Source organism: Pedobacter sp. Leaf216, from assembly GCF_001421515.1.
Lineage (GTDB): Bacteria > Bacteroidota > Bacteroidia > Sphingobacteriales > Sphingobacteriaceae > Pedobacter.
Genome location: NZ_LMKM01000035.1, coordinates 85676 through 111544, shown reverse-complemented (window position 1 = coordinate 111544; position 25869 = coordinate 85676). Strand labels below are relative to the sequence as shown.

Sequence of the window (25869 nt, the reverse complement as noted above, 5' to 3'; positions counted from 1 at the left end):
AGTTGGGAATAACGATCAACTTAGTTTTTACGTAATAAAGTATCCTTTACAACAACTCATTTGCCAAATTTGCCAACTCACTCCTTTCGCCTTTATGTAAGGTAATGTGTGCGTAAAGCGGATGATTCTTCGCATTTTCTATCAGGTACGAAAGCCCGTTACTTTCCGAATCGAGATATGGTGTGTCGATTTGATATATATCGCCAGTAAAAACAACTTTGGTATGTTCACCTGCCCTCGATATAATTGTTTTTACCTCATGGGGTGTTAAATTTTGGGCTTCATCAATAATGAAGAAAATTTTGGTAAGGGTTCTTCCACGGATGAAAGCTAAAGGAGCAATGGCTATTTTCTCGGTTGCAACCAGCTCATCAATCTTTTCAGTCATTTTATCATCGCCGATAAACTGCTCTTTAATAAAACGCAGGTTATCCCATATAGGAGCCATGAAAGGATCGGTTTTTGATTTTGCATCCCCTGGCAAAAACCCGATATCTTTATTACTCAATGAAACGATTGGTCGGGTTACATATATCTGCCTGAAGTTTTTGCGCTGTTCTAACGCACTGGCCAGAGCCAAAAGAGTTTTGCCTGTACCGGCATTCCCCTGAATACTTACGAGCTTAATTTCCGGATCCAAAAGCGCGTGAATTGCAAAGGCCTGTTCAATATTTTTTGGTTTAATTTTAAATATAGGGTCGGTAGAAACAGCAGAAATCGTTTTTAAATTATTGTTATAAAATACATTTGCTGTTTTCCTTTTATTTTTTAAAACGTAAAAATGGTTGGCGTTTTTAGGTGGCAACTCAATCTCGCGGGCATCGATAAAGAGGTGTTTTTTTATCTCCTCTATAACTTCAACAGGAAAATCCGTTATCTCAGTTTTCCCAGCATAAAGTTCATCAACGTTTTTAATTTTACCAGTTTCATAATCTTCAGCATTTAAATCGAGTGCTTTGGCTTTTAATCTAAGGCAAATATCCTTCGATACCAAAACCACTTTTTTATCAGGATGCTCCTCTTTTAAACTTAAGGCGGCATTTAAAATCTTATGGTCGGTTTTTCCTTTTCCATACACTTCCTCCGCATCAACAGTGAGCGGTTTTTCATTTAAAACTACTTTAAACTTACCTGCATCGGCACTTTTAAGTGCAATCCAATCGCTAATGAGTTTTTGTTTAGATGTTTCATCAATTAGGCGTATAAAACTTCTGGCTTCAAAATTCCTGGTGTCATTACCACTTTTAAAATTATCAAGTTCTTCTAAAACCTGTATAGGAATAGCTACGTCATGCTCATGGAAATTATTTATTGCATCGTGATCGTATAAAATGACAGAGGTATCTAAAACGAAGATCTTTTTTGATGGAGCGGAGATTGATTTACCTTTTTTGGCCATTTGGTAAATTTAATACTTTAGGAATAATAAGCAGAAAAATGTGTGCTTCTTTTTTGATTGCTGGAAAGTTTTTACCAAAATAAAAACGGGGACCTTCTTCTTTCGATTCAGTTCCCCGTTTTAACTTTAAAAACAACCTTAGTCGTATTTTAAAGCATCTAATTCTTGTTACTTTGATTTTTCCGTTATCGTTAGGTTTTGCAACTTTTGCGATTCGTGAAAATTTATTTCCAACTCTTCCGTCCGTAAACTTCTTAGTTTTCAATAAGCTCTGTTTGGGCCTGTGCGATTTTCTTATCGTCCAATCTTTCGATGGTTATATATATTCTTACTCGGTTTAACCCTTTCTGAAATTAATCGTTTTCCCTGTAAACTATCCGAAACAATTTCCCTTTCGGTTCTTTATCTCTTTTGGATTGTTTTATCAGAATTCAAAGTACTTCGTATTTGATATGATCTAATTTAGCATGAAAACGTTCTTTTGTCAAGAGAAAAATGAACGTTTTTATCCACAAAGTTATCCACCTAAGAACACTGTTTATCAACATGTTAAATATTTAAAACGGCTATTTATTTAATCTAATGGCATATTGTTTCATCTTATTAACAATTAGGAAAGATGTAATTACAAACATTTCTTATCATTCTAGCAGTCAGCGCATTAAAGTATTTCTGCTTAAAAGTTAAAAAAAAGCATAAAACTTAATTTTAATCGCAACAAAAAACTTCGCTATTATGTTATTTTTGTACATGCAGATTAGGCAACCCATTAGAAATGTACAAGACTTTTTATTGAGTACGTATTTTGCCGACGGGCTCCGAATAACCATTGGTGTACTGCTCCCCTCTTTAATACTGGCCCAGTTCGGTTTGCTTAAGTACGGCATGACTTTATCGCTTGGTGCATTATGTGTAAGTGTGGTTGATAGCCCCGGCCCTATGGTACACAGGAGAAATGCAATGCTGGTTACCACCGCGCTAATTTTCATCTTTTCGATTATTACAGGCTTAACCAATAAAAACCATTATTTCATCGGGTTTTTACTCGTGGTATCAAGTTTCGTATTTTCAATGTTTTATATCTACGGGCTCAGGGCTGCATCGGTTGGCACTGCGGTGCTGCTGATTATGGTTTTAGGTATCGATGATGTACGCCCCTGGCAGGATGTGCTACTACATGCCGTTATGGTGCTGGCCGGAAGCCTTTGGTATACCGGTTTGAGTTATTTTGTATACCGCCTCCGCCCTTTCCGTTTGGTACAGCAATCGCTGAGCGATTCGATTTTGGAGGTGGCAGAATTTCTGCGGGAGAAGGCGAAGTTTTACCATCAGAACAACAATTACGATAAAACGTATTCCGATCTTTTACAACTCCAGGTTTCTGTACACGAAAAACAGGATGCAGTAAGGGAATTATTGTTTAGAACACGCGAAATTGTTAGGGATTCTACTCCCGAAGGTAGATTTTTGCTCCTGGTTTTTGTAGATATGGTTGATCTTTTCGAGCAGGTTATGTCTACCTATTATAATTACCAGCAATTGCATGATCAGTTTGATAAGGCCGGGATACTTTCTGATTATGAAATGGCCATTAAAAGGATTTCTTATGCGCTTGATGATATTGCTTTCGCATTAAAAAGCGGTGGCACACCTGTTGTATCAAAACGTTTATTGATTGAGATTGAACGTTTGAAGATTAAAATAAACGACCTGGAGAAAAACAATCAAAACCAGGAGTACAATACCCTTGGCATTATTGCACTTAAAAACATAGAAGTAAATATTGAAAATATACTGGCCAGGGTTAAAACCATCTTCAGTTATTTTAAGATCAGGAACAGCAAAGATATCAGGCAGGCAGAGGTAGATACAGAGAAATTTATTACACGGCAGAAATTTGATTTTAAACTTTTTACCGAGAATTTAACCTATAGCTCTTCCACTTTCAGGCATTCGCTGAGGGTTACCGTGGTAATGCTTTTGGGCTTTATTGTTTCGCTGATCCTCAATTTCTCACACAGTTATTGGATTCTACTTACCATCCTGGTTATCTCAAAACCAGGCTTTAGTTTAACAAAAGAACGCAATTATCAGCGTTTAATTGGCACTACAATAGGTGCGTTTATTGGAATGGGCGTGTTGACTTATATTGATGACAGACACTCCCTATTTGTAATTTTGCTGATCTGCATGGTGGGGTGCTACAGTTTCCAAAGGAAAAATTATGTAGTAAGTGTGCTGTTTATGACACCTTATATCTTAATCCTTTTCGATTTTTTGGGTATGGGATCAATTGCGCTTGCCCGCGAGAGAATCTATGATACTTTTATAGGTTCAGGAATTGCGCTAATAGCCAGTTATTCTTTGTTCCCAACCTGGGAGCATGAAAAACTAAAAGAAGCCATGCTAAATATTTTAAGGGCCAATAAAGCATATTATGCGCAGGTAATTAAACTTTATTTCGAAAAGAATTACAACAGAACCGAATACAAGCTTGCCCGCAAAGAAGTTTATGTGAGCACCGCAAACCTGGCTTCTCTATTTCAAAGAATGTTTTCAGAACCAAAAAGCAAACAATTATTTATTAAGGAGGTGCATCAGTTTACTGCATTAAGCCATCTGCTATCATCATATGTGGCAACACTTTCTTTATATAATAAAGAACATCAGTTCATTTTTGAAAGTTTCGACGCTTTAAAGCCAATTGCCAATAACACAAATTACCTGCTGGATACCGCTATTGATAATTTGATACAAGGCACCAGTACAATGGATAATGTTCCACTCATCAGGTTAAATGATACTGGCTTAGCCATAAAAAAAGGTGAAGATTTAGTACCCGAACAGTTCGACCTGATTCAAAAGGTAGCGTACGATATCTATAAACTATCGGTAAAAATTAAAATTTAATTTACCATTTCATTACTTCCATTAACCATTTTCAAATCGATTTAGCCAGGCTGAAATTTTTTGGTAACTAACCCGTATCAAACAAAGGCCTTTGTGATTTGTTAACTCTTCACATTAATATATCATTATGGAAAAGCTATATACAGCTGAAGTTACAGCTACTGGAGGAAGAGACGGACACATCAAATCAAGTGATGGAATTTTAGATTTCGAATTACGTAAACCTAAAGAGCTTGGTGGCCAGGGCGGGGCAACAAACCCTGAAGAACTATTTGCAGCAGCTTGGGGACCATGTTATTTAGGTGCATTAGGCTCTGTTGCAGAACGTGAAGGTGTTGATGTTAGTGAAGCAAATGTAAAAGTATTGGTTTCATTTAATAAAGACGGAAACTCATTCGTATTATCTGCAGATCTGGATGTGCATATTCCAGGTATTTCTCATGAAGAAGCACAGGCATTGGCTGATAAAGCACACAGGGCTTGCCCATATTCTAAAGCAACAAAAGGAAATATTGAGGTAAGGGTAACAGCAGTTTAAAAAGATACTGTTTTACTTTTTAACATGGTGTCAGATGGTAGACATCTGACACCATTTATATTAATGGGTGGCATTGAATCATCATTGCACACCAAAATTAATTTATTTCTTTATTAAACAGCTTCTTCAGCAACCCTTGTATTGGCTGGTCTGCCATTTTTAAAAGCGTCGCGGGTTTTTAATCCCAACAATTCGAACATTGCCATATCATCTACAAAAGCAGGATTTGGTGTGGTTAACAATTTATCTCCTGCAAAAATAGAGCTTGCACCTGCCATAAAGCAAAAAGCTTGTTCCAATGTGCTCATTTCGTTTCGGCCTGCTGATAAACGCACCACTGAATTTGGCATTACAATACGGGCCGTAGCGATCATTCGCACCATATCCCAGATTGGAACACGAGGTTGATTTTCCAAAGGTGTTCCTTTTACCGGAACCAAAGCATTAACTGGTACAGATTCAGGGTGTTTTTCCATGTTGGAAAGTGTCTGCAACATCGAAACCCTGTCTTCTACCGTTTCACCTAATCCAATAATACCACCACTGCAAACCGTTAATTTAGCTTTACGTACATTTTTAATGGTATTTAAGCGATCATCGTAAGTTCTGGTAGAAATAATCCTTTTATAATCATCTTCTGAGGTATCAATGTTGTGGTTATATGCATATAAACCGGCATCAGCCAAACGTTGCGCCTGATTTTCGGTAAGCATACCTAAAGTACAGCAAACCTCCATATCCATATCGTTTACGGCTTTAACCATTTCAATAACACGGTCAAAATCGCGGTTATCGCGTACTTCGCGCCAGGCAGCACCCATACATAAACGAGATGCACCACCTTCTTTCGCTTTAACCGCAGCACTAACCACCTGGCTAACCTGCATTAATGGCTGTACCTCCAGTTCGGTATAGTAACGCGCCGCTTGTGGGCAATATGAACAATCTTCTGCACAGCCACCGGTTTTAATAGAGATTAATGAACTTACCTGAACTTCATTGTAATCTTTATTTTCTCTATGGATGCTGGCAGCTTCATAAACCAGATCTAAAAATGGTCTATTATAAATTTCGTATATTTCTTCTTTTGTCCAATCGTGTCTTGTTGTTTGCATCGGGATCAGATTTTACAGATTTAATTTATGTAGTCTTAGTTAAATTTACAAGGGCTTCATTCGGTTTGCAAGCGTTAATTCTTGCACCTAAACCCTAATTATAGTAAAAGTTTGCTGGCCAGCCCTAAAATCAATAGGAAACCAAAAACGTCGGTAAAAGTAGTAATAATTATAGATGATGCAATGGCAGGATCGATACCCACACGTTTTAAAATAAGCGGAATTCCGGCACCGGTTATGCCAGCAATAACCAGATTACCCGTCATAGCCAGGAAGATAACCAATCCAAGCAGTGGATTTCCGTCGAAAAAGTAAGCAAAAATAAATACGATTAATCCATTGGAAGCACCATTGATCAAGCCTACCGTAAATTCTTTCAAAACCGTTCTGTAAGCTTGTTTATCCGTTAAATCGTAAAGAGAAATACGCCTAACCGTTACAGCAAGCGCTTGCGTAGCTGCATTACCGCCCATCCCTGCAATAATAGTCATATACGCGGCTAAAGAAGGGATTAACTTAATTGTTGGATCGAAGTAACGCACCACGGATGATGCTAAAAAAGCTGTTCCGAGGTTAATAATTAACCAGGGCAAACGCGATTTTACAGCTTCTACCCAGTTACCGCTTAATTCCTCATCTTCTGATACCCCTGATATTTTTAATATATCTTCAGTACTTTCAGCCTCCATCACATCAATCACATCATCAAATGTTACCCTGCCGAGCAATTTTTGATGATCATCGATAACCGGGATACTGGTTAAATTGTATTGAGAAATAAGGTTGGCCACCTCTTCCTGGTCGGTATCGGGATGCACATACACAGCATCTATCTTAACCAGTTCGGTTATTTTAGCATTGTGTTTTGCTTTGATAATATCTTTTAACGAAACTATACCTTTAAAAATCTCTTCATCATCCACTACGTAAATGGTATAAAACTCCTCCATTTCTTCGCTCTGGCGGATAATCTCGTCGATGGCATCTTTTTTTGTTAGGTTGATGTTTACACAGATCAACTCTGTATTCATCAAACCACCGGCAGTTTTTTCGTCGTAAGTTAAAAGGTTGCGGATTTCGGAGGCATGATCTTCGGTAAGGTCTTGTAAAATTTCCTTCTGTTCATGATCCTCCAACTGAGAAATGATGTCGGTTGCATCGTCATAATCCAGTTCTTCAACAATTTCGGTACGTTTATCGGGGTGGAGCTCAAAAAGTAAATCTTCCGGATGGGATTCTTCATCCATCTCCGAAATGATCTCCGAGGCTATTTCCGCAGGAAGCAGGTTTATGATATGCCGCTGTTCGGATTTATCCAGACGTTCGAAAAGAATCGCAATTTCTGACGCATGGTATTCCTCTAAAACTATTTTTAATGTCTCATCACCAGCTAAAATTGCATTTTTAACTTTGAGAACGTCGCTTTTATCTATTTCGAATGACTGCATCTATAACCTTACCAAAATGCCCTAAAGCTACAAATATTAAAAATTGATTTTATAAAAATTTGACCTTTGTCCAATTAAAGTCCTGACATTTTAGCCCTTAAATCCATCTTAGCATGTAAAATCCTAGCTATTTCGATTTCTCCACTCTCAATTATCCGATAAAAAATGATACATTCACCTGCTTTGAATCTAATACATTTTGATTTGTTTCCTTATAATTCCTACCTACCCCTGGTTTTTTAGCAATTTGAGTACAAAATCCAATTAGTAATTTATAGTATTTGTCTGCTTGATTTTCAGACCAAACATCATAAGTATAATCCCAAATTTCACTTAAATCTTCAAGTGCTTTGTTACTAAAAGAAAAGCTACCCATCTTTCCTTTTTTTGGCTTTCAACATTTCAAGGTGTTTTTTCGGATCAAAATCCTTCACTATTCCACTATCGATTCCAACCTGAAGGGCTTCTCTTAAAATTTTAATCTTATTCTCTTCTTCTTCCAATAACCTTAATCCTGCGCGAACAACTTCGCTTGCATTTTTAAATCTTCCTTCAGAAATCCTTTCATCAACAAACTTTTCAAAATGATCTCCTAAAGCCATAGATGTATTTCGTGCCATCGTTGTAATATTATTTTAATTAAATTTACCAAAAATTGGTACATTTTTTAAAATAAAAATTATTTAAACCAACCTTTACGCCAAAAGTAAATTACCTGTATAACAGCTATCACAGCCATCACAATCCAGGTGTATAAATAACCATGTTCGGCATATAATTCCGGCATGTTATCTTTCAATATTTTTCCTGTTGCGGGATCTTCCCTGCTAAAATTCATTCCATAAATACCGGCAATGAATGTTAAAGGGATAAATATGGATGATATAATGGTTAATACCTTCATAATTTCATTCATCCGATTGCTGATGATGGATAAATTCATGTCGATATTTGCTGAAGCAATCTCTTTGAGTGATTCTATGAAATCAATAATCTGGATACAATGATCGTAAGCATCCTTCATATAGGTTTTTGTGAGATCGGAAATTAGCGGACTATCGGTGCGGATAATATCATTCAGTTTATCGCGCTCGGGCCAGGTTACTTTTCTAATGGTAATCAACGATCTTTTGATGGCCTGTGTATCGTACATAATCCGTTTATCAGGATGATCGTATAAACGGTCTTCAATTGCATCCAGCTCTTCGCCCCAAAAATTCAGCAGTGTAAAGTAATTATCTACAATTACATCCATTATGGCATACATTAAATAGCTGCTGCCACCAATCCGGATATTGCCCTTCCCTATTTCCAGTCGCTTTCTTACCGGCTCAAAACAATCGGCATAGGTTTCCTGAAAGGTAATAAGCGTCCGTTCAGATAAAATGAAAGAAATCTGGTCGTTACTGAGCACGTTTTCATCATTTAAAAAAAGATGCCTGCTTACCGAAAAGATGTATTTATCATTATCGTACTCATCCAACTTCGGTCGCTGGTAAGAGCTAGTAATATCTTCCAAAACAAGCCTGCTGATATCCAACTTGGTATACAGCGTTTCAAAAATATTGGGATCGGCAAAACCTTTAATATCGAACCAATAATAAAAATCAGTATTTTCAGTCAGCTTATCAATATTGTTGATATTCTCAAGCTCCGTTTTTTTGTAATTTTTATCGTTATAAGTATGCAGTACAATTATTGGCTTTAGTGCATCTTCATCTATAGCGTACAGGCCCGGACTGGTACCCGGAGCTGGAACTTTATAGTGTTTGTGTCGATTACGAGGTTTGTTTTTTCCCATCTGCTACAAATATAGTTTGGCCTGTGGGCCCTGGTTAAACAACAGATCAACCACGCTTAAGTTGGGCAGAAACTGATGTCTATCTTCAAAAACCTGATAATATGGCTTATTGTTTACAATATCATCTTCTTTTTTAGGATTCATAATCGTGCGGAAATCCAGCTCAGGAGCGATATCATCATAATACTCGGGCGTAACCTCAAAAGCTTTGTTCAGTTTTAACTTTTTGCTTAACCATTCTACCAGTTCGAGGTTGTAATCGAATAAAAATTCGAATTTGTTATTGTAAAAACGCGACAACTCATCTTCGTAAAATTCAAAATAGGCCGAACTTCTATAACAGCTTTCCAAACTTAACCAATGCAAACGCTGCCACTTAAAATCGTAGCTAATCCTCACATCTTTCATCTTCGTATGTGTTTTAGAGCCTTTAACAACCGGAACAGTGATATCCAATTTTCCGTTGGGCGAATAAATACTGGCCCTGTTGCGGTAGGTCTGCTTGGCTAAATGTTCATGTTTTTCGATTAAAAAATCTGTTCCCAGTTTTTGCAATAAACTAAAATAACCCACTGGTGGAAGATAAAATAATGGAAGTATAGCTGTATTCTGCATTTGAAAATTTATGTTTGTAGCTGAAACGTTTTAAAAATAATGATTAAAAGAGGGATTGCGCACGTTGGCGTATTTTTTTTATACCTGTTGTCGCTGCTCCCTTTGCCTTTGCTGTTTTTTTTTGCAAGATTACTATATTATCTGCTTTATTACGTAATAGGCTATAGAAAAAAAGTTGTCAGGCAGAATTTAACCTGTTCTTTTCCTGAAAAATCTCCTTCAGAAATCAGGGTAATTGAAAAGAAATTCTTTCTGTACCTCGCCGAGCTCATTTTTGAAATTATTAAAATGACGAGCATCTCTAAAGCAGAAACTTTAAAGCGCGTAAAGTTTACGGGCCTGGAACAACTGGAAAAACATTTTAAAGCGGGCGAAAGCGTTTTGGCCTGTACGGGCCATTATGGCAACTGGGAGTTGGGTACCTTAGCTTTAGGACTTAACATTTCTGCCAAAACAATGGTTATTTTTAAACCGATATCGAATAAAGTATTTGGCAAGTGGTTCGATTATGCACGAACAAAATATGGCAACATTTTTATCGCAATGCGGCAAACGCTTCGTGGTTTGGCAGCCTATAAAAATGAACCTACCCTATTGTGTTTTGCAAGTGATCAATCGCCAACAAGAGAGGAAACAAAATACTTTGTAGATTTTCTAAATCAGCCAACCGCTGCTTTACTGGGTGTAGAAAAAATTGCAAAATCAACCAAAAGGCCCATCTACTACTTTAAGGTTAAAGTAATTAAAAAGGGTTATTACCATATTGATGTGCTCCCGATGTGCCTTGAGCCAGAGCTGATGCAGGATTTCGAAATTACCGACTTACACTTTAAGTTTTTAGAAGATATTATTAAAGAACAGCCTCAATACTGGCTTTGGAGCCATAAACGCTGGAAATTTAAACCCGAATAACAAAGAATGAAGCCATCAGTAGCCATTGTAATTTTAAACTGGAATGGAAAAGCATATTTAAAACAGTTTTTGCCAGGAATATTACTTTCCGAATATGATAACCTGCAAATAATTGTGGGTGATAATGCCTCAACAGATGATTCTGTGGCATACTTACAAGAAAACTTTCCAACGGTTAAAATTATTCTGAACGACCAGAATTATGGTTTTGCAGGAGGCTACAATATGGTTTTAGAACGTGTTGAAGCCGATTATTTCATTCTACTCAATTCGGATGTTGAGGTGATCCCGAATTGGATACAACCGGTTATTGATTTGATGGAAAGCGATGCACAGATTGCAGCCGCACAACCAAAAATAAAATGGCAGCTTAACAAAAATCAGTTCGAATATGCAGGTGCGGCCGGTGGCTACCTGGATATTTATGCTTACCCTTTTTGCCGGGGAAGAATTTTTAATGTGTATGAGTTAGATAGCGACCAGTACAATATTGAACAAGAGGTTTTTTGGGCAAGTGGAGCGGCTTTTTTCATTAAAAGTAAATGCTGGACAGAAGCAGGCGGTTTAGATGCAGATTTGTTTGCACACATGGAGGAAATAGACCTCTGCTGGCGTTTAAAAAACCTGAACTATAAGATAATGTACTGTCCGGATGCCGAAGTTTACCATGTTGGCGGTGGAACTTTGCAAACAGAAAATCCTTTTAAAACATACCTCAACTTTAGGAACAACCTGATTATTATGCAAAAAAACCTGCCTGCTGGTGATGCTGTTTTCAGGATAACAATCAGGATGTTTATTGATTTTATTGCCTGGTGGCACTTTTTGCTGAGCGGGAAACCTAAATTTACCCTGGCGGTAAGCAAAGGGCATTGGCATTTTGTTAAATCATTATTCAAAACAAACAAAAAGCGTAAGGCATTTCAAAAAGCATACCCCCAACACACCGGTGTGTACAATAACAGCATTGTTTGGGCTTTTTTTATCAAAAAAATTAAGTATTTCACTCAGTTAAAGTAAAATCGACACCAATTATGTGCGATTTTGGTCTCCTGCAGAAATGTAAAGGCTAATTCTATGCAATTTTAGTCTCCTGCAACCCTGCGGCTAACAATTACACGCGATTTTGGTCTCCTGCACAAATGTAATGACCAATTTTATGCGATTTTAGTCTCCTGCAACCTTGCGGCTAACAATTACACGCGATTTTGGTCTCCTGCACAAATGTGAGCACCTTAAAATTTAGCTTTCATATTAATTGGGGCCTTACACTCTACTAAAAATGAGCACTATTATAATCAGGTGCTAATCAGCTGCTCAAAATCAGATCAGCAAACTTTCAATAGCCAAACGGTAACCCTTCATACCAAAGCCTGTTAAAACACCCTGGCAGTTTTTACCTGTTAAAGAAACATGACGGTATTCTTCGCGGGCATAAATATTGGATATGTGCACCTCAACAACAGGCGTAACAATTGCGGCAATAGCATCTGCAATGGCTACAGAGGTGTGTGTATAGCCGCCGGCATTAAGTATTATGCCATCGCAGCTAAAACCAACTTCGTGCAGTTTATTAATAATTTCACCCTCTACATTACTTTGGTAATAGCTTATTTCAATGGCTGGGTAAACGGTTTTTAATTCTTTTATATAATCCTCTATACTCGTGCTACCGTAAATAGATGGTTCGCGCACGCCTAATAAGTTTAAGTTTGGGCCGTTAATAATTTGTATTTTCATAATATAATGTTGTAACGTTGCAATGTTATAAAAAATCTCAAATAAAAGCATGCTTTGGCAATCATATATTAAAGGATTTAAATCATATTTAAAGCTCGAACGTTCGTTGTCTGGCAATTCTGTTGAGGCCTACCTTAGTGATATAGATAAGCTGATTCAATACTTCGAATCTATAAATCAGGAACCAAAACTAACTGATATCAGCATTGCACAATTAAAATCATTCATTACGTGGCTAAACGAATTGGGGATGCAAGCCAGTACACAAGCGCGGGTAATTTCGGGTTTAAAGGCTTTTTTTTCTTATTTGATGCTCGAGGAGGTGATTACAAACGACCCAACAGCATTGATTGAAGCCCCGAAGCTAAGCAGGAAACTCCCCGATACGCTGAACATTTATGAGATAAACGAACTCATTGCTGCAATAGATGCTTCCAAGCCTGAAGGAATGCGCAACAAAGCCATTATGGAAGTATTATATGGCTGTGGTTTAAGGGTGACAGAACTTACCGAACTAAAAATCTCTAACCTATTCCCACAAATTGAATTTATAAAAGTAATTGGAAAAGGCAATAAAGAGCGTTTGGTACCCATTGGAGGTGTGGCTTTAAAACTGCTCGATATTTATATAAATGAAGTACGGGTACATGCCAGCATCAAAAAAGGGAATGAAGATTTTATTTTTTTAAACCGCTTCGGTGCTAAATTATCACGGATTTCGATATTTAACCTGATCAAAAGCCTGGCAATAACCACAGGTTTAAAGAAAACAATCAGTCCGCATACCTTAAGGCATTCATTTGCAACGCATTTAATTGAAGGTGGTGCCGATTTACGTGCTGTACAGGAAATGTTGGGCCATTCGAGTATTACCACTACTGAAATTTATACGCATATGGACAGAGATTACCTAAGAGAGGTAATTACGCAGTTTCATCCGAGAGCCTAACTTTAAATTAAGTAAATATGATCAGTATTACTGTACCATTCAATAAAATGCTTTGTATTAAAGGCAACAGGCTAAAATTCAAATTAGAAAACAAGAATAGCTATATTAAATTGTTTATCTATGTTATGCTAACTATAGGGTTAATAATTTCAATTACAATTGATAACGGACGGGGTTCATCATTTTATGGAATAGTGGGGTTTATACTTTGTATACTAACACTTAATTATATTTTAAGAATTATAAATGCACGTAGCATTTTTTCTAAGGAATTAAATATACTATGTAAAAAACACGAGAATTTCATCTATACTTTTGAATTTTTGGATGATGAATTTAGTTATTTTGATAATGAAAAAAGATTTCATTTTAAATGGGGAGCATTTTCATCATATTCAATTCGAAATGATTTTTTCGTATTGCTAATCGAGAATAAAATATTTCTCATGCTGCATAAGTCTGAAACAAGTGAGTCACAATTTAATGATATCATTGAATTAACTAAGTCAAAGCTGGGTTTTAAAAAAGTTTAACGGTATTAGCCTTAAGCAAAACGGCTAATTTTCCGTGCATCAGTTAATAGTTTTTAACCGCAAAGGCATAAAAACGCAAAACACGAAGTTCAGCTGAAATGGTTTTTCCTTTCTTTATATATATCCATACTTTCAGACATCTAAATCCTGACTTAGTAATGATTTCTCTTACCATTAAGAAGTTAAGGCCATTAAAATCATTCAATGATAAAACCTATATCGTTAGAAATTGATCAGTTAAAATCAATTTTTGACTTCTATTCTTCGTCCATTTTCCATTACACCTCTTCCATCCCAATTTCCGCCATTACCATTCTGTCTTTGCCCTGCATATCCTGTCTCAACTCAATATGTAAAAAGCCCTTTTCCTTTAGCATGTCAACGGTATCATTCCCCAGGTATTCATTAATTTCAAAAAACAATAATCCCTTAGGTTTCAGGTTCGTTTTGGCAAAGTCGGCTATTGCTTTGTAAAAGATCAGCGGATTTTCATTGCTTACAAACAGGGCTAAATGTGGCTCGTGTGATAGCACATTGTGATGCATATCGGCTTTTTCTAAATCTCTGATATAAGGTGGGTTACTTACAATGATGTCAAATTTTTGTTCAGTACTATAACTTAAAATATCTGCTTCAATGAAATTGATTTCAACTCCCATTTTTAAAGCATTTTGCCTGGCTACAACAATTGCATCGGCAGATACATCCAAAGTAGAAACTTCGGCATTTTGCAAATGCTTTTTAAGCGTTATAGGGATACAGCCAGATCCTGTTCCGATATCAAGTACACTAATTACTTTACCATTGTGAACCGAGCGCAGTGAATTGCAAACTGAAATCATCCAATCCACCAGTTCTTCCGTTTCAGGCCTTGGGATGAGCACATGCTCGTTAACCTTAAATACCGAACCATAAAAATGAGCTTCTTCTAAAATATGCTGTATAGGCTTGCCAATCTCAAGGTCGTTTAAGATACTCAGTAGTTTTTGCATGTTGATGAAAGGGATATCCGTTTCCTTCTGCATAACCTGCTGATTTGGAGAAAGGCTTAAAACATGTTCAGCAGCAATATTAAATAGTGCTTTAGCTTCATTGCTTTCATACAAAGCCGCTAGTTCAACCTGGTAATGTGCCGCTAATTCTCCGATCTTCATGCGCACAAAATTACTTAATTGAGATGACAACAGATCTCTTTTGATAAGCCCGTGACTCTTTTTTTACTACTTTTGCTCCAATGAGCGATGAATTTTATATAAAACGCTGTTTGGAGTTAGCAGCCTTAGGCATCGGAAACGTAAGTCCAAACCCAATGGTTGGTTGCGTAATTGTGGCAAATGGCAAAATTATAGGCGAAGGTTACCATCAGCAATATGGAAAGGCCCATGCAGAGCCCAATGCGGTAAAGGCAGTATTCGATCAATATGGAACAGCGGCAGGAAGCCTGCTTAAACAAGCTACAGCCTATGTTAGTCTCGAACCCTGTGCCCACTTTGGCAAAACTCCACCCTGTGCGGATTTATTTGTTAAGCATCAGCTAAAAAAAGTTGTAATAGGCAATAGAGATCCCTTTTCGGGTGTGGACGGAAAAGGCATTGAGAAGCTCGAAAATGCTGGTATTGTTGTAGTAAGTGGAATTTTAGATGATGAATGCCGGTATTTTAACAGAAGATTTTTTACACGGATACAAAAACAAAGACCTTATATTATTTTAAAATGGGCAGAAACAGCTAATGGTTATTTTGCTACAAAAGATGGGCATCAAAAATGGATCAGCGGGGCTTTGGCCAAGCGTTTGGCGCACCAATGGCGTACCGAAGAAGATGCAATTCTAATTGGCAAACAAACCGCCATTATGGATAACCCACAGTTAACAGCCCGCGAGTGGCCAGGTAAAAACCCTGTACGTTTGGTTATCGATAAAAACCTGCAAGTGCCGTTAAGCAACCATATATTTAATACTGAAGCCAAAACCATCATCTTTAATGAAGTTAAAACCGATGTAATTGATAATGTGCATTACATCCAAATGGAAGATATGCACTTCTATTTAGCACAAAAAATTGCTTTTCAGCTTTACCTGATGGATATTCAATCCGTAATTATTGAAGGCGGTGCAAACATATTAAACCAGTTTTTAAGCACAGGCTTATGGGATGAGGCGCGTATTTTCACTTCATCAAACAGTTGGACCGATGGTGTACCATCACCTACCATTAATGGCAATTTAAAGGAAGCTGTACAAATTGGAAATGATAAACTCTCTATCTACCTTAACGACATTAAATAAATGATTTACATTATTTTAAGTATCTGCTGTAGTGTTACTGTAGCTATTTTATTAAAATTGGCAAAACGGTATCAAATCAGCATCATTCAAGCCGTTACCGTTAACTACCTGGCAGCATTAACTTTGTGCTTCCTTTTTTTCAGGCCAGATGTAAGTCAGCTTAGCCCAGGCGCACCATGGCCAGCTTATATTGCACTGGCAGTTTTATTGCCAGCTATATTTCTATTTTTAGCGGCTTCCGTTAAAAACCTGGGCATTGTTAAAACTGATATTGCTCAGCGTTTATCGTTGTTTATCCCTGTACTGGCTGCCTATTTCATTTTTAAAGAAGATTTCAACAGTTTCAAAATAGCCGGATTATGCATTGGCTTCGCAGCTATTTTTCTAACTTTTATACGCAAACCCGATCAGGTAGAAAACAGCAAAGGAAATTTGCTTTACCCTGTGGTGGTTTTTATTGGGTTTGGTGTTATTGATGTGCTTTTTAAACAGATTGCCTTATATAAAGATCTGCCCTATACCACTTCCCTTTTCACGGTTTTTGCGCTTGCATTTGTTGTTTCATTGCTGATAGTAATTACTTTGGTAGTTGCCCGAAAAATCAAATTACAACTCATCAACCTGGTTTGCGGACTTATTTTAGGCTTATTCAATTTCGGAAACATTCTTTTTTATATGAAAGCCCATAAAGCACTGGCAGAAAATCCCTCAACGGTTTTTGCAGCTATGAATTTAGGGGTAATCATTGTGGCGTCGTTAATTGGAATCATAGCTTTTAAAGAGAAGTTGAGTAAATTAAATTACGCAGGTATCATTTTGGCTATTGCAGCCGTCATCTTCATAACACTATCGCAAAATGCTGTTCGATGATGCTTATAAAACAATCGAAAGTGCTTCAGAAAGTATCTTTCGTGATAAAGGAAGCAAGTTTCTTGCATATGCCTACCCTATGCGCAGCGAATCGGAATTAAAACCGATAATTGCTAAACTCCGGGCAGAACACGTTAAGGCCAATCATTTTTGCTATGCTTACCGCTTAACACCTGATCGATCTGTTTATAGAGTGAACGATGATGGTGAGCCATCGGGTACAGCAGGCAGGCCAATATTAAACTGTTTGTTATCAGAAGATATCACCAATGTATTAATTGTTGTAGTGCGTTATTTTGGCGGTACACTACTTGGTGTGCCAGGTTTAATCAACGCGTATAAAACCGCTGGTATTGAAGCCATTAAAGCCGCTACCATTGTTAGCAAAACGGTAAATGATGTTTACGAGGCACATTTTGAATACCTGCAGATGAATGATGTAATGAAATTATGTAAGGAAGAAAACCTGCAGATTCTGAATCAACAATTTGATAGCAACTGTATCCTTAAATTTGAGATCAGAAAGGCACAACTGAACCAGGTTTTAAGTAAATTTGATAAAATAGATGGCGTAAAGTTAAAATACCTCCATACTATATAAGGCGTGAACCGAAATCAGCAGGCAAAACAAACCAAATATGAAAATATCCGAAAGCGATTTAATCATCAATTCTGATGGCAGTATCTACCACTTAAACCTTTTGCCCGGAGACATTGCAGACACCGTAATTACTGTTGGTGATCCTGACCGCGTAGGTGAAGTAAGTAAACATTTCGATACGGTGGAGTATAAGAAAGGTAAACGTGAATTTATTACCCACACCGGTTATGTGGGCAAAAAGCGCGTTACAGTACTTTCAACAGGGATCGGTACCGATAATATCGATATCGTGTTTAACGAGTTGGATGCACTGGTGAATATCGATTTTGAAACCCGTGAAGTTAAAAAATCGCTTACTTCCTTAAATATTATCCGCATTGGCACTTCAGGGGCAGTTCAACCCGATATCCCGATGGGCACTATACTGGCTTCGTCACATGGTTTAGGTATGGATGCCTTAATGAATTATTATCTTCAGCAACTTTCTGGAGATGAACAACTTTTAATGGATGATATTAAAACCCATTTCGGCCACCTTAAAAACATTAATCCTTATTTAACGGCAGGCAGCGAAACACTATTGAATACCATTGGCAAGGATATGCCGAGAGGCATCACGATTACCGCACCTGGGTTTTATGCACCGCAAGGCCGAATAGTGCGTGCAAAAAATGCTGTACCAAACTTTATAGAACTAATTAATAGCTTCAGGAGCAACCAGCATCGGATTACCAATTTAGAAATGGAAACCGCAGGAATTTATGCACTGGCGAAAGTGTTGGGCCACCATGCACTTTCCATTAATGCAATTCTGGCTAGCAGGGTAAATTTTGAATTTAGCAAAGAGCCAAACAAAATTGTAGAGCAGGCCATTAAAATGGTGTTGGAAAGAGTTTAAAGTTAAAGTTGTTAGATGTAAGGTAGTAACATTAGCCTAAACTAATAAAATAGCAACATTATATTGAAAATTCAAAGTAGATGGTAACCTTAAACATTACCATTTGGTTTAAACAATAAAGGCCCGATATTTCGGGCCTTTATTGTTTAATGATCTATTATTTTTTTGCTATCGTTTCCTTTACGAGTTCATTCCCTTCGGCATCCAGATATGTACAGGTCATTTCTTCCAGATCAACCACCCATTTCTCTACTCCTGCATCTGCAGCCTGCTTACAAAACGTAAAATAATCTGTTTCACCTTGCTGATGGATAGTCAATGCATGCTTTAACTTATCGGCAGATGCTTCATCATTTATAATTAAAGCCGGATAATCATCAGGACTTCCCTGTTGCGCATTATCTTCATTATCAAAATAAATCGACAAGCCGTTAGATACATAGACATCGTTCCGTATCACACCCATTTCCTTAATTTCTTTAACAAACTGAGGAAAATCTGCACCAGTTTTAATTTTTGATTCTGCCGCCTGGATGTTTTCAATGGTGAACATAAGTTATCTATTTAATGAGATTTTATAAATTGTAGTTTGCGTGTACAAATCATCAGGGTTTAAAATGGTAGTCGGAAACTCAGGTATATTTACAGCATTGGGATGGTGTTGGGTTTCAACACAGAAAGCACCGTAACTATCGTAATCTTGACCGCCTTTTCCATTTTTAACAGCTAAATACTTAGCAGTATACAAGTGCGCTACCGGCTCTGTAGTGTACACACTTAAAACTAAACCGCTTTCATCTTCAATTGTTTTACTGGCCAGAGATAAATCGCCGTAAATTTTATCCAGCACAAAGGTTTGATCGTAGCCCTCTTCTTCATTCCAGTTTTCGCCAATTGCTTTTGATTTTGTAAAATCCCATGCAGTTCCCGCCACAGGGATTAATTTACCTGTAACTGAATAATTATCATCCTGTTCTAAATAATTCGAAGCAAAAATCTGCTGTTTATGATCTTTAACATTGCCAACTTTTGGCGATAAGTTAAAATAACTATGGTGCGTTAAGTTAATGGCTGTAGCTTTATCCGTTTCTGCTTCATAGCTTAAAATCAACTCATCATTTTCAGTAAGCTCGAAGGTTAAATCAACAATCAGGTTTCCCGGGAAATTCTCCTCACCATCCACACTTTCGTATTGAAAGGTTACCGATGATTGCGGCCCTTCGCTGATATCAACAATATCCCAAACTTTTCTATCGAAACCCACCACGCCACCGTGCAGCGTATCAGTGCCGGCATTTTGTGCCAATTGGTAAGTTTCTTCGCCGATAGTAAATTTCCCGTTTTTAATGCGGTTGGCATAACGGCCTATAATTGCACCGAAATATGGGTAGTTTTCTAAATAAGCCGGATCAAGATATTGATCAAAACTATCGAAACCCAGCACAATATCCTGCATTTCACCACTGGCATTTTTTACTACAAACTTATTTATAATGGTACCATAATTAAATATTTTAACATAACTGCCTTTACTATTGGTTAGTTCGATTGCGATAACTTCTTCGAGATCAATAATTTTTCCTGTAGGTATTTGCTGAACGCTCATAAATTGTAACTTAGGGCTTTTGTTTCCTAAGCAAACATAACATTATTAATGCTTTTTATAAATATATTTTAGCCAAATGAACATTAACCTTGAGGAAAAATTTTCAGCAGAATACCATAAAAAAGCCGATGCGGTTTATTTTACTCCCGGACGCGTTAACCTAATTGGCGAACACATCGATTACAATGGCGGTTTGGTAATGCCCTGCGCCATCACCTTAGGCACCTGGGTTGCCATTGCCCCAAGCAGTGATCAGAAATTCAGATTTAAAAGCCTAAATTTTGAAAATCAGGTAGAAGTAAACAGCAATGTTTTAAATGATAAAGACGGGAGTTCGTGGACCAATTACCCCGTAGGCGTAATCAATGAATTTATTAGAGACGGCAAAGAAATTAACGGCCTCGATTTTTTGTTTTACGGTAATATTCCAATCGGATCTGGACTTTCCTCCTCAGCATCTATCGAAATTGCAACCGCTTTTGCACTAAACAGTTATTATAATCTTGGTTATGACAGATTAGATCTTGTTAAAATTGCAAAGCGTGTTGAAAATGATTTTATTGGCTTAAATTCGGGCATAATGGATCAGTTTGCTGTTGCTTTTGGCGAAAAAAACAAAGCAATAGTATTGGATTGCGAAACTTTAAAGTATAAAATGGTTGATGTAACGCTTGGCAACTATGTACTTGCCATCATCAATACCAACAAACCACGTGAACTTGCCGATTCTAAATACAACGAGCGTGTTGCAGAATGCCAGCAGGCTTTAAAATTATTGAACCAGGAAATAACACTGCATTATCTTTGTGAATTAACTGCAGAGAAACTTGCGCTCCATAGCCACTTAATTACCGACGAAACTATTTTAAACCGCGCAACCCACGTGGTAAAAGAAAACGACCGTGTGCATTTGGCAGCAAAAGCTTTAAACAACGGAAACCTGGAAGAATTTGGAAGATTGATGTATGCCTCGCACGAATCTCTTAGAAATTTATATGAAGTAAGCGGAACCGAACTTGATGCAGTTGTTGATTTTTGTAGCGGCTACGATCATGTTATCGGCGCACGAATGACGGGTGCTGGCTTTGGTGGTTGCGCAATAGCATTATTGGAAAAAGGTTATGAAGAAGATTTTGCGAAGCACCTTACAGATTATTATGTAGATAAAATTGGTTATCCAGCTGCGATTTACATCAGCGAAATTGGCAATGGCCCATATTTAATAACAAATGCACAAGGATAAACACAGTTTCATAAATTACATTTAACCGATGTAAGCTATCAACTGCTCAATCCTTTTTAAAAAATAATGAGAAAATTAAAATTAGACGAACTAAACCGTCCTGATATTGAAGAATTTAAAGCACAGGAAAAATTGCCTGTTGTAGCTGTATTGGATAATGTTCGCAGCATGCACAATATAGGTTCGATTTTCCGAACCGCAGATGGATTTGCTTTAGAAAAAGTAATTTTATGCGGCATTACCGCACAACCACCACACCGCGAAATTGAAAAAACAGCCCTTGGTGCAACACAATCGGTTGATTGGATTCATTATGCAGATACCTTACAGGCTGTTGATACGCTAAAGGAACTGGGCTATGAGATTGTGGCCATAGAGCAGGCTGAAAACAGCACCATGTTAAACACTTTTAACCCTGATCCCAATAAAAAATATGCATTAATTTTTGGAAACGAAGTAGATGGTGTAAGTGATGAAGTAATGAATAAAATTGATGAGTGTATCGAAATTCCGCAATTTGGAACCAAGCATTCTTTTAACATTGTGATTTCTGCAGGCATTGTTTTTTGGGATTTCTTTGCTAAATTGAGGCTGTAATGCCATCATTTAAACTATAAGGCAACGAAAGGATGATATCTATTAGTATTAGTTAAATAAGTCGAATTTTTAAGCTACAAATGGAAAATCTATTACTAAAAAAACTTCAGGTAAAGCCAGGTTATGTAATTAAGGTAGTTGATGCGCCAGAAAATTCAGCTGCAATATTTGGTGATGTTCCGACTAACATCACATTTAGCGAAGAAACTGATTTTAATGTATTAATTACATTTACTATAAATAGAGATCAACTCAATCAGCAGATTAAAAATCATCTTAAAAAGATAGATTCAAAAACCATTTTTTGGATTTTCTATCCAAAAAAATCATCAAAAATCAAATCTGATCTGGATTTGATGAAAAGTTGGGAAGAACTGAATGTTTACGGCTTAACACCTTGTGCCTCAGCTGCTGTAAATGAAACATGGACGGCTTTACGCTTAAAGCTGATCACTGAAGTAAAGCCATCAGGCATGCGGAATGATCATATCAAAACAAACGATTTTGGCGAATACATCGATCCCGTAAACAAAACGGTTAAACTTCCAGAGGATTTGAAAAGTATTCTTGAAAACCAACCTAAAGCATTGGCTTACTTTAACCAACTCGCTTATTCCCACCGTAAAGAATATGTGCTATGGGTTATATCGGCAAAACAAGAAAAAACCCGCTTAAACAGGCTCGAAAAAACCTTGGAAATGCTTTTAAACGGAAAGAAAAATCCATCCGAAAAATAAATAAACAATTCTTTCCTTAAGCCGCAATAGTAAAAATGTATAGAATAATATACATAATAATGAGTATTTCTTAATGCTAAGTAACATTTCTGTGAATTTATTTTAACATGCTAATCTTCTGATAACATGCTATTTGTATGTAAAATATCTCCTTTGGCAAGATTTTTTCTTAGTCGATGCAAAACAGTACGATATAAAAACTGTTAAGAGACTATTAATTACAAAATAGAAGAAAATGAATACGAGAATTACAAAATCAACAATGTTGGTTGCTTTATTAGGTTTATCATCACAATTATTTGCACAGGAGACGCCAACTACAACCAGTACTACAACAGGAACAAGATTTGGAGAAAAATCTTTCCGCACATGGACTGTAGGTGTACACGGAGGAATACTTTCTCCTAACACCATCTTCGGATCAGGAAGTGTTAGAGCAAAAGAATTTAAAAGTATCGGTTACGGTGCAAACGTTAGAAAACAAATTTTACCATCTTTAGGTATCCAGGCTGATTTCTTAAGAGGTGATATTAAATCTACCAATGGAGCAACTGATTTTCAACAAAGTGTTGAATGGTCTGGAGCTTTAACAGCAGTTTTCAATGTTGCTAACATCAACATCAATAACGAAAATGCAGTATTAATTCCTTATTTAAAAGGTGGTGCTGGTTACATGTCGTCTGATTATAGCACAAGTGGCGCAATTGTAAGCGAAAGCAACAATAGAGAAGGTTGGTTTATCCCGGTTGGTGCTGGTGTTAAATTAGGTGTTGCAAAAGGTATCAACATTGATTTAGGTTACGATGTAAATTTCATCAAATCGCCAGAATCATTACCTAAAAGTAGATTCGCTTATGCACATGCAGGTGTTGAATTTGCATTGGGTAGCAAAGAAAAACCTCAATTACAAAACTACAGTTCATTAGCAAACTTACGTAAAGAAAGTGCTGAAGAAAGTTCAGAATTAAGAAGAGCATTATCTACTGCTGAGCAAAATGCACAACGTGATAGAGAGCAATATGCAAAAGATCTTGGTGATGATGATAATGATGGTGTAGCAAACAAATTCGATAAATGCCCTGGTACTGCATCAGGTACAGTTGTTGATGGTTCTGGTTGCCCAATTAAAGTTCAACGTGAAGTAATTAAAGAAACAAGAGTAATTACTGAAGAAGATCGTAAAGTTGTTAAAGATGCAATTTCTAATTTGGAATTTGATTTAGGTAAATCAACTATCCGTTCTAAATCTTATGCTACTTTAAACCGTGTTGCTGCTTTATTAGTTGAGAAAAACTTTAGCTTAAAATTAGCTGGCCATACTGATAATACCGGTGGTAGAGAATTAAACTTACGTTTATCTAAAGATAGAGCTGAATCGGTGAAAGCTTACTTAGTATCTCAAGGTGCTAATGCATCAAGAGTTGAAGCTACAGGTTACGGACCTGACCAACCAATTGCAACCAACAAAACTGCAGCTGGTCGTCAACAAAACCGTCGTGTAGAGTTTACTTTATATTAATCGTAAATAACAACTAACAAAAAAGCTCCTCAGATTAATTTCTGAGGAGCTTTTTTTATGTTAACTTTCGTCAATTTGAATTTATCAGGATCCATATACTCAATGTATAACACCACACTTGTAAAATTGAGCTAACCTTAAAAGATCCGGAAACAAGTGCAGGATGGCGATTTATAAAAACGATTATTTAGTTAAGATAAACCCTTCTTATTCTTATAAGTCATTTTGGCTTTTGTACCAGCACTATAGTTGTAATTTTTTAAGTTACTGGCTTTCTTCTCATGAAAGGCCGCGCCACGATCGGTATCTTCTTCCTCATCGGTGCCTTTCTTTTTCTTAGGCTTGGCTACTGCATCAACAACTTTTAAATCTTCTGGCAATTCCATTACCTCTAATTTCTGACCAATGGCTTGTTCAATCTTTTTAACCTCGATTAATTCAATATCTGTAGAAAAAGTAATTGCTACCACATCCTCATCATCGTGTTTAACAATACGCTGAATTAAAGTTTCTTTTTGCTCAGGTAATTCTAGGTGCAAAATAAAAGGAATTCCCTTAATATTTAATTCTTCGAGATTCTCATTGGCCACAATTAGCACCCTGGCCTCAGGATTATCTTTAAAATCTTCAATATCATCATAACCTTTATCATCAAAAAATAATGAGCGGTAAATGGTAATCTCGTTTTCTTTGGTATGATTAAAATTTTTATAAACTGTTTGAGCAGTTAAGCGGGTGTTCACAAATACTATAACTTTATCAAAAACCTCAGCATCATTTAACAATAGGGTTAACAGGTTAAGCTTTGTTCTGAAATTTGGTACCTGGTAAAGCATTTGCTGATATACTTCAGCTTGTTTTTCGCCAATTTCATCTACCTCTATAGTTGTGGTAGAATCTTTCATGAAAGGAGAAATCATATGGTTTAATTTCTCATGCAATACTTCAGTAAATACTACATGCTGAGATTTATAAGCACTATTGGCCAATTCTACAACGGGCAGTTGCAAGCCTTTTTTAACGATAAGCTCTGCATTATCTACAATAAACAATTGAATTTTATTGGTATTAAGTGCCAGTTTTAAGTATAAAGCACGTGCGCGATCAGGTACTGCAACAATAATATCACATCCATCTGTTATTTCGTTCATTTGCGTATCAACTGCACCACGGCTATCAATACCCAAAATCCTAAAAGTGCTATTGCGGTTTAATAATTTAAACTGTTCCAAAACGTGATCAACATGTTCTGCATCTGGCACTAAAATTAAAGCCCTTGGTGCTTCTTCAAAAGCATACTTCAATTTCATTAAAGTAGCTAAAACATAAGTTGTCGTTTTTCCCGAACCCTCTGGTCCCACCGCTATAACATCTTGACCACCTAAAATGCGCGACATTGTTCTGGACTGGATTTCTTTTGGTGTTAAAAATCCTGCGTCAGTCATGGCTGCAACAAGTGGTTTGCTAAGTTTTAATTTATCTAAAGACACAATTACTATTTTAATTTTTGAACTGCAAATATCCTTAAAATAATTAGCTTTTCTGAAATTG

General features: G+C 36.9%; 28 protein-coding genes. 14 read left to right on the top strand and 14 right to left on the bottom strand.

Annotation, left to right across the window (positions count from 1 at the left end):
- Nucleotides 1-46: 46 nt before the first annotated feature.
- Together ASE74_RS21175 and ASE74_RS24860 are read right to left on the bottom strand one after the other, a co-directional pair.
- Nucleotides 47-1399: a PhoH family protein gene (locus ASE74_RS21175; RefSeq protein WP_055913675.1), complete on the bottom strand. Its 1353-nt coding sequence runs from the start codon at nt 1397-1399 to the stop codon at nt 47-49.
- The gene (locus ASE74_RS24860) at nt 1383-1664 is read right to left on the bottom strand and encodes a hypothetical protein (protein ID WP_157255498.1); all 282 of its coding nucleotides are present in this window, start codon (nt 1662-1664) and stop codon (nt 1383-1385) included. Before ASE74_RS24860 ends, ASE74_RS21175 begins: the two co-directional genes overlap by 17 nt.
- Nucleotides 1665-2134: 470 nt before the next feature.
- Between ASE74_RS24860 and ASE74_RS21170 the strand changes: the two genes are divergently transcribed.
- Together ASE74_RS21170 and ASE74_RS21165 are read left to right on the top strand one after the other, a co-directional pair.
- Complete coding sequence (locus tag ASE74_RS21170; RefSeq protein WP_055913672.1) at nt 2135-4309, top strand: FUSC family membrane protein; 2175 nt, start codon at nt 2135-2137, stop codon at nt 4307-4309.
- A gap of 127 nt (nt 4310-4436) precedes the next feature.
- A complete protein-coding gene (locus ASE74_RS21165; RefSeq protein ID WP_055913669.1) occupies nt 4437-4847 on the top strand; it encodes an organic hydroperoxide resistance protein in 411 nt (136 codons plus the stop codon).
- Nucleotides 4848-4960: 113 nt separating this feature from the next.
- On the opposite strand, the gene bioB is transcribed toward ASE74_RS21165, so the two are convergent.
- The 7 genes from bioB to ASE74_RS21135 form a co-directional block, all read right to left on the bottom strand.
- Nucleotides 4961-5962 (bottom strand): biotin synthase BioB, encoded by a 1002-nt coding sequence (gene bioB / locus ASE74_RS21160; protein WP_055913666.1) that lies wholly within the window; start codon nt 5960-5962, stop codon nt 4961-4963.
- Nucleotides 5963-6060: 98 nt separating this feature from the next.
- The gene (gene mgtE / locus ASE74_RS21155; RefSeq protein WP_055913663.1) at nt 6061-7410 is read right to left on the bottom strand and encodes a magnesium transporter; all 1350 of its coding nucleotides are present in this window, start codon (nt 7408-7410) and stop codon (nt 6061-6063) included.
- A gap of 74 nt (nt 7411-7484) precedes the next feature.
- A complete protein-coding gene (locus tag ASE74_RS25565) occupies nt 7485-7565 on the bottom strand; it encodes a hypothetical protein (protein ID WP_369800229.1) in 81 nt (26 codons plus the stop codon).
- Nucleotides 7562-7786 (bottom strand): type II toxin-antitoxin system RelE/ParE family toxin, encoded by a 225-nt coding sequence (locus ASE74_RS21150; RefSeq protein ID WP_200912342.1) that lies wholly within the window; start codon nt 7784-7786, stop codon nt 7562-7564. The genes ASE74_RS25565 and ASE74_RS21150 overlap by 4 nt, the downstream gene beginning before the upstream one ends.
- The gene (locus ASE74_RS21145; protein ID WP_055913660.1) at nt 7779-8030 is read right to left on the bottom strand and encodes a type II toxin-antitoxin system ParD family antitoxin; all 252 of its coding nucleotides are present in this window, start codon (nt 8028-8030) and stop codon (nt 7779-7781) included. Before ASE74_RS21145 ends, ASE74_RS21150 begins: the two co-directional genes overlap by 8 nt.
- A 59-nt stretch (nt 8031-8089) precedes the next feature.
- Nucleotides 8090-9211 carry a magnesium/cobalt transporter CorA gene (gene corA / locus ASE74_RS21140; RefSeq protein ID WP_055913657.1) on the bottom strand — a complete coding sequence of 374 codons (1122 nt, stop codon included), beginning with the start codon at nt 9209-9211 and terminating at the stop codon, nt 8090-8092.
- Between the two features lie 3 nt (nt 9212-9214).
- Entirely contained in the window at nt 9215-9826 is a 612-nt protein-coding gene (locus ASE74_RS21135) for a WbqC family protein (RefSeq protein ID WP_055913652.1), read from the bottom strand.
- Between the two features lie 39 nt (nt 9827-9865).
- Between ASE74_RS21135 and ASE74_RS21130 the strand changes: the two genes are divergently transcribed.
- Together ASE74_RS21130 and ASE74_RS21125 are read left to right on the top strand one after the other, a co-directional pair.
- Nucleotides 9866-10738, top strand: coding sequence for a lysophospholipid acyltransferase family protein (locus ASE74_RS21130; RefSeq protein ID WP_055913649.1), 873 nt, complete (start codon nt 9866-9868; stop codon nt 10736-10738).
- 6 nt (nt 10739-10744) lie between these two features.
- Nucleotides 10745-11758 (top strand): glycosyltransferase family 2 protein, encoded by a 1014-nt coding sequence (locus ASE74_RS21125; protein WP_055913646.1) that lies wholly within the window; start codon nt 10745-10747, stop codon nt 11756-11758.
- 303 nt (nt 11759-12061) lie between these two features.
- On the opposite strand, the gene aroQ is transcribed toward ASE74_RS21125, so the two are convergent.
- Nucleotides 12062-12478: a type II 3-dehydroquinate dehydratase gene (gene aroQ / locus ASE74_RS21120; RefSeq protein WP_200912341.1), complete on the bottom strand. Its 417-nt coding sequence runs from the start codon at nt 12476-12478 to the stop codon at nt 12062-12064.
- Nucleotides 12479-12527: 49 nt separating this feature from the next.
- On the opposite strand from aroQ, the gene xerD reads away from it, so the two are divergent.
- Together xerD and ASE74_RS21110 are read left to right on the top strand one after the other, a co-directional pair.
- A complete protein-coding gene (xerD, locus tag ASE74_RS21115; protein WP_055913643.1) occupies nt 12528-13427 on the top strand; it encodes a site-specific tyrosine recombinase XerD in 900 nt (299 codons plus the stop codon).
- A 17-nt stretch (nt 13428-13444) separates the two neighbouring features.
- The gene (locus ASE74_RS21110) at nt 13445-13960 is read left to right on the top strand and encodes a hypothetical protein (RefSeq protein WP_055913639.1); all 516 of its coding nucleotides are present in this window, start codon (nt 13445-13447) and stop codon (nt 13958-13960) included.
- Between the two features lie 278 nt (nt 13961-14238).
- Here ASE74_RS21110 and prmC read toward each other — a convergent pair whose 3' ends face one another.
- Nucleotides 14239-15114, bottom strand: a complete 876-nt coding sequence (gene prmC / locus ASE74_RS21105; RefSeq protein ID WP_055913636.1) for a peptide chain release factor N(5)-glutamine methyltransferase — start codon at nt 15112-15114, stop codon at nt 14239-14241.
- Between the two features lie 80 nt (nt 15115-15194).
- On the opposite strand from prmC, the gene ribD reads away from it, so the two are divergent.
- From ribD to ASE74_RS21085, 4 genes are read left to right on the top strand one after another with little or no spacing between them, the layout of a single operon-like run.
- Complete coding sequence (ribD, locus tag ASE74_RS21100; protein ID WP_055913633.1) at nt 15195-16247, top strand: bifunctional diaminohydroxyphosphoribosylaminopyrimidine deaminase/5-amino-6-(5-phosphoribosylamino)uracil reductase RibD; 1053 nt, start codon at nt 15195-15197, stop codon at nt 16245-16247.
- Nucleotides 16248-17117 (top strand): DMT family transporter, encoded by an 870-nt coding sequence (locus tag ASE74_RS21095; protein ID WP_055913630.1) that lies wholly within the window; start codon nt 16248-16250, stop codon nt 17115-17117.
- Nucleotides 17104-17718: a YigZ family protein gene (locus ASE74_RS21090; protein WP_055913627.1), complete on the top strand. Its 615-nt coding sequence runs from the start codon at nt 17104-17106 to the stop codon at nt 17716-17718. Before ASE74_RS21095 ends, ASE74_RS21090 begins: the two co-directional genes overlap by 14 nt.
- A 37-nt stretch (nt 17719-17755) precedes the next feature.
- Nucleotides 17756-18616 carry a nucleoside phosphorylase gene (locus tag ASE74_RS21085; protein ID WP_055913625.1) on the top strand — a complete coding sequence of 287 codons (861 nt, stop codon included), beginning with the start codon at nt 17756-17758 and terminating at the stop codon, nt 18614-18616.
- Nucleotides 18617-18773: 157 nt separating this feature from the next.
- On the opposite strand, the gene ASE74_RS21080 is transcribed toward ASE74_RS21085, so the two are convergent.
- Both ASE74_RS21080 and ASE74_RS21075 read right to left on the bottom strand, forming a co-directional pair.
- On the bottom strand, nt 18774-19169 hold the full coding sequence (locus tag ASE74_RS21080) for a DUF1398 domain-containing protein (RefSeq protein WP_055913623.1): 396 nt from the start codon (nt 19167-19169) through the stop codon (nt 18774-18776).
- A gap of 3 nt (nt 19170-19172) precedes the next feature.
- Nucleotides 19173-20222 carry an aldose epimerase family protein gene (locus ASE74_RS21075; RefSeq protein WP_055913620.1) on the bottom strand — a complete coding sequence of 350 codons (1050 nt, stop codon included), beginning with the start codon at nt 20220-20222 and terminating at the stop codon, nt 19173-19175.
- Nucleotides 20223-20298: 76 nt separating this feature from the next.
- Here ASE74_RS21075 and ASE74_RS21070 point away from each other — a divergent pair, with 76 nt between their 5' ends.
- The 4 genes from ASE74_RS21070 to ASE74_RS21055 all read left to right on the top strand — a co-directional run bounded on the left by ASE74_RS21070 (nt 20299) and on the right by ASE74_RS21055 (nt 24318).
- Nucleotides 20299-21465: a galactokinase gene (locus ASE74_RS21070; RefSeq protein WP_055913617.1), complete on the top strand. Its 1167-nt coding sequence runs from the start codon at nt 20299-20301 to the stop codon at nt 21463-21465.
- Between the two features lie 66 nt (nt 21466-21531).
- Nucleotides 21532-22062 carry an RNA methyltransferase gene (locus ASE74_RS21065; protein ID WP_055913615.1) on the top strand — a complete coding sequence of 177 codons (531 nt, stop codon included), beginning with the start codon at nt 21532-21534 and terminating at the stop codon, nt 22060-22062.
- Nucleotides 22063-22142: 80 nt separating this feature from the next.
- On the top strand, nt 22143-22799 hold the full coding sequence (locus ASE74_RS21060) for a YdeI/OmpD-associated family protein (protein ID WP_055913612.1): 657 nt from the start codon (nt 22143-22145) through the stop codon (nt 22797-22799).
- Nucleotides 22800-23034: 235 nt separating this feature from the next.
- Complete coding sequence (locus ASE74_RS21055) at nt 23035-24318, top strand: OmpA family protein (RefSeq protein ID WP_055913609.1); 1284 nt, start codon at nt 23035-23037, stop codon at nt 24316-24318.
- Nucleotides 24319-24509: 191 nt separating this feature from the next.
- Here ASE74_RS21055 and ASE74_RS21050 read toward each other — a convergent pair whose 3' ends face one another.
- Entirely contained in the window at nt 24510-25808 is a 1299-nt protein-coding gene (locus ASE74_RS21050) for a DEAD/DEAH box helicase (RefSeq protein WP_055913606.1), read from the bottom strand.
- Nucleotides 25809-25869: the final 61 nt, after the last annotated feature.

What these genes read in the sequence shown, in the direction of transcription:
- ASE74_RS21175 (WP_055913675.1), bottom strand. Translation starts at nt 1,399, where the DNA reads ATGGCCAAAAAAGGTAAATCAATCTCCGCTCCATCAAAAAAGATCTTC.
- ASE74_RS21170 (WP_055913672.1), top strand. Translation starts at nt 2,135, where the DNA reads ATGTTATTTTTGTACATGCAGATTAGGCAACCCATTAGAAATGTACAA.
- ASE74_RS21165 (WP_055913669.1), top strand. Translation starts at nt 4,437, where the DNA reads ATGGAAAAGCTATATACAGCTGAAGTTACAGCTACTGGAGGAAGAGAC.
- bioB (WP_055913666.1), bottom strand. Translation starts at nt 5,962, where the DNA reads ATGCAAACAACAAGACACGATTGGACAAAAGAAGAAATATACGAAATT.
- mgtE (WP_055913663.1), bottom strand. Translation starts at nt 7,410, where the DNA reads ATGCAGTCATTCGAAATAGATAAAAGCGACGTTCTCAAAGTTAAAAAT.
- ASE74_RS21150 (WP_200912342.1), bottom strand. Translation starts at nt 7,786, where the DNA reads ATGGGTAGCTTTTCTTTTAGTAACAAAGCACTTGAAGATTTAAGTGAA.
- ASE74_RS21145 (WP_055913660.1), bottom strand. Translation starts at nt 8,030, where the DNA reads ATGGCACGAAATACATCTATGGCTTTAGGAGATCATTTTGAAAAGTTT.
- corA (WP_055913657.1), bottom strand. Translation starts at nt 9,211, where the DNA reads ATGGGAAAAAACAAACCTCGTAATCGACACAAACACTATAAAGTTCCA.
- ASE74_RS21135 (WP_055913652.1), bottom strand. Translation starts at nt 9,826, where the DNA reads ATGCAGAATACAGCTATACTTCCATTATTTTATCTTCCACCAGTGGGT.
- ASE74_RS21130 (WP_055913649.1), top strand. Translation starts at nt 9,866, where the DNA reads ATGATTAAAAGAGGGATTGCGCACGTTGGCGTATTTTTTTTATACCTG.
- ASE74_RS21125 (WP_055913646.1), top strand. Translation starts at nt 10,745, where the DNA reads ATGAAGCCATCAGTAGCCATTGTAATTTTAAACTGGAATGGAAAAGCA.
- aroQ (WP_200912341.1), bottom strand. Translation starts at nt 12,478, where the DNA reads ATGAAAATACAAATTATTAACGGCCCAAACTTAAACTTATTAGGCGTG.
- xerD (WP_055913643.1), top strand. Translation starts at nt 12,528, where the DNA reads ATGCTTTGGCAATCATATATTAAAGGATTTAAATCATATTTAAAGCTC.
- ASE74_RS21110 (WP_055913639.1), top strand. Translation starts at nt 13,445, where the DNA reads ATGATCAGTATTACTGTACCATTCAATAAAATGCTTTGTATTAAAGGC.
- prmC (WP_055913636.1), bottom strand. Translation starts at nt 15,114, where the DNA reads ATGAAGATCGGAGAATTAGCGGCACATTACCAGGTTGAACTAGCGGCT.
- ribD (WP_055913633.1), top strand. Translation starts at nt 15,195, where the DNA reads ATGAGCGATGAATTTTATATAAAACGCTGTTTGGAGTTAGCAGCCTTA.
- ASE74_RS21095 (WP_055913630.1), top strand. Translation starts at nt 16,248, where the DNA reads ATGATTTACATTATTTTAAGTATCTGCTGTAGTGTTACTGTAGCTATT.
- ASE74_RS21090 (WP_055913627.1), top strand. Translation starts at nt 17,104, where the DNA reads ATGCTGTTCGATGATGCTTATAAAACAATCGAAAGTGCTTCAGAAAGT.
- ASE74_RS21085 (WP_055913625.1), top strand. Translation starts at nt 17,756, where the DNA reads ATGAAAATATCCGAAAGCGATTTAATCATCAATTCTGATGGCAGTATC.
- ASE74_RS21080 (WP_055913623.1), bottom strand. Translation starts at nt 19,169, where the DNA reads ATGTTCACCATTGAAAACATCCAGGCGGCAGAATCAAAAATTAAAACT.
- ASE74_RS21075 (WP_055913620.1), bottom strand. Translation starts at nt 20,222, where the DNA reads ATGAGCGTTCAGCAAATACCTACAGGAAAAATTATTGATCTCGAAGAA.
- ASE74_RS21070 (WP_055913617.1), top strand. Translation starts at nt 20,299, where the DNA reads ATGAACATTAACCTTGAGGAAAAATTTTCAGCAGAATACCATAAAAAA.
- ASE74_RS21065 (WP_055913615.1), top strand. Translation starts at nt 21,532, where the DNA reads ATGAGAAAATTAAAATTAGACGAACTAAACCGTCCTGATATTGAAGAA.
- ASE74_RS21060 (WP_055913612.1), top strand. Translation starts at nt 22,143, where the DNA reads ATGGAAAATCTATTACTAAAAAAACTTCAGGTAAAGCCAGGTTATGTA.
- ASE74_RS21055 (WP_055913609.1), top strand. Translation starts at nt 23,035, where the DNA reads ATGAATACGAGAATTACAAAATCAACAATGTTGGTTGCTTTATTAGGT.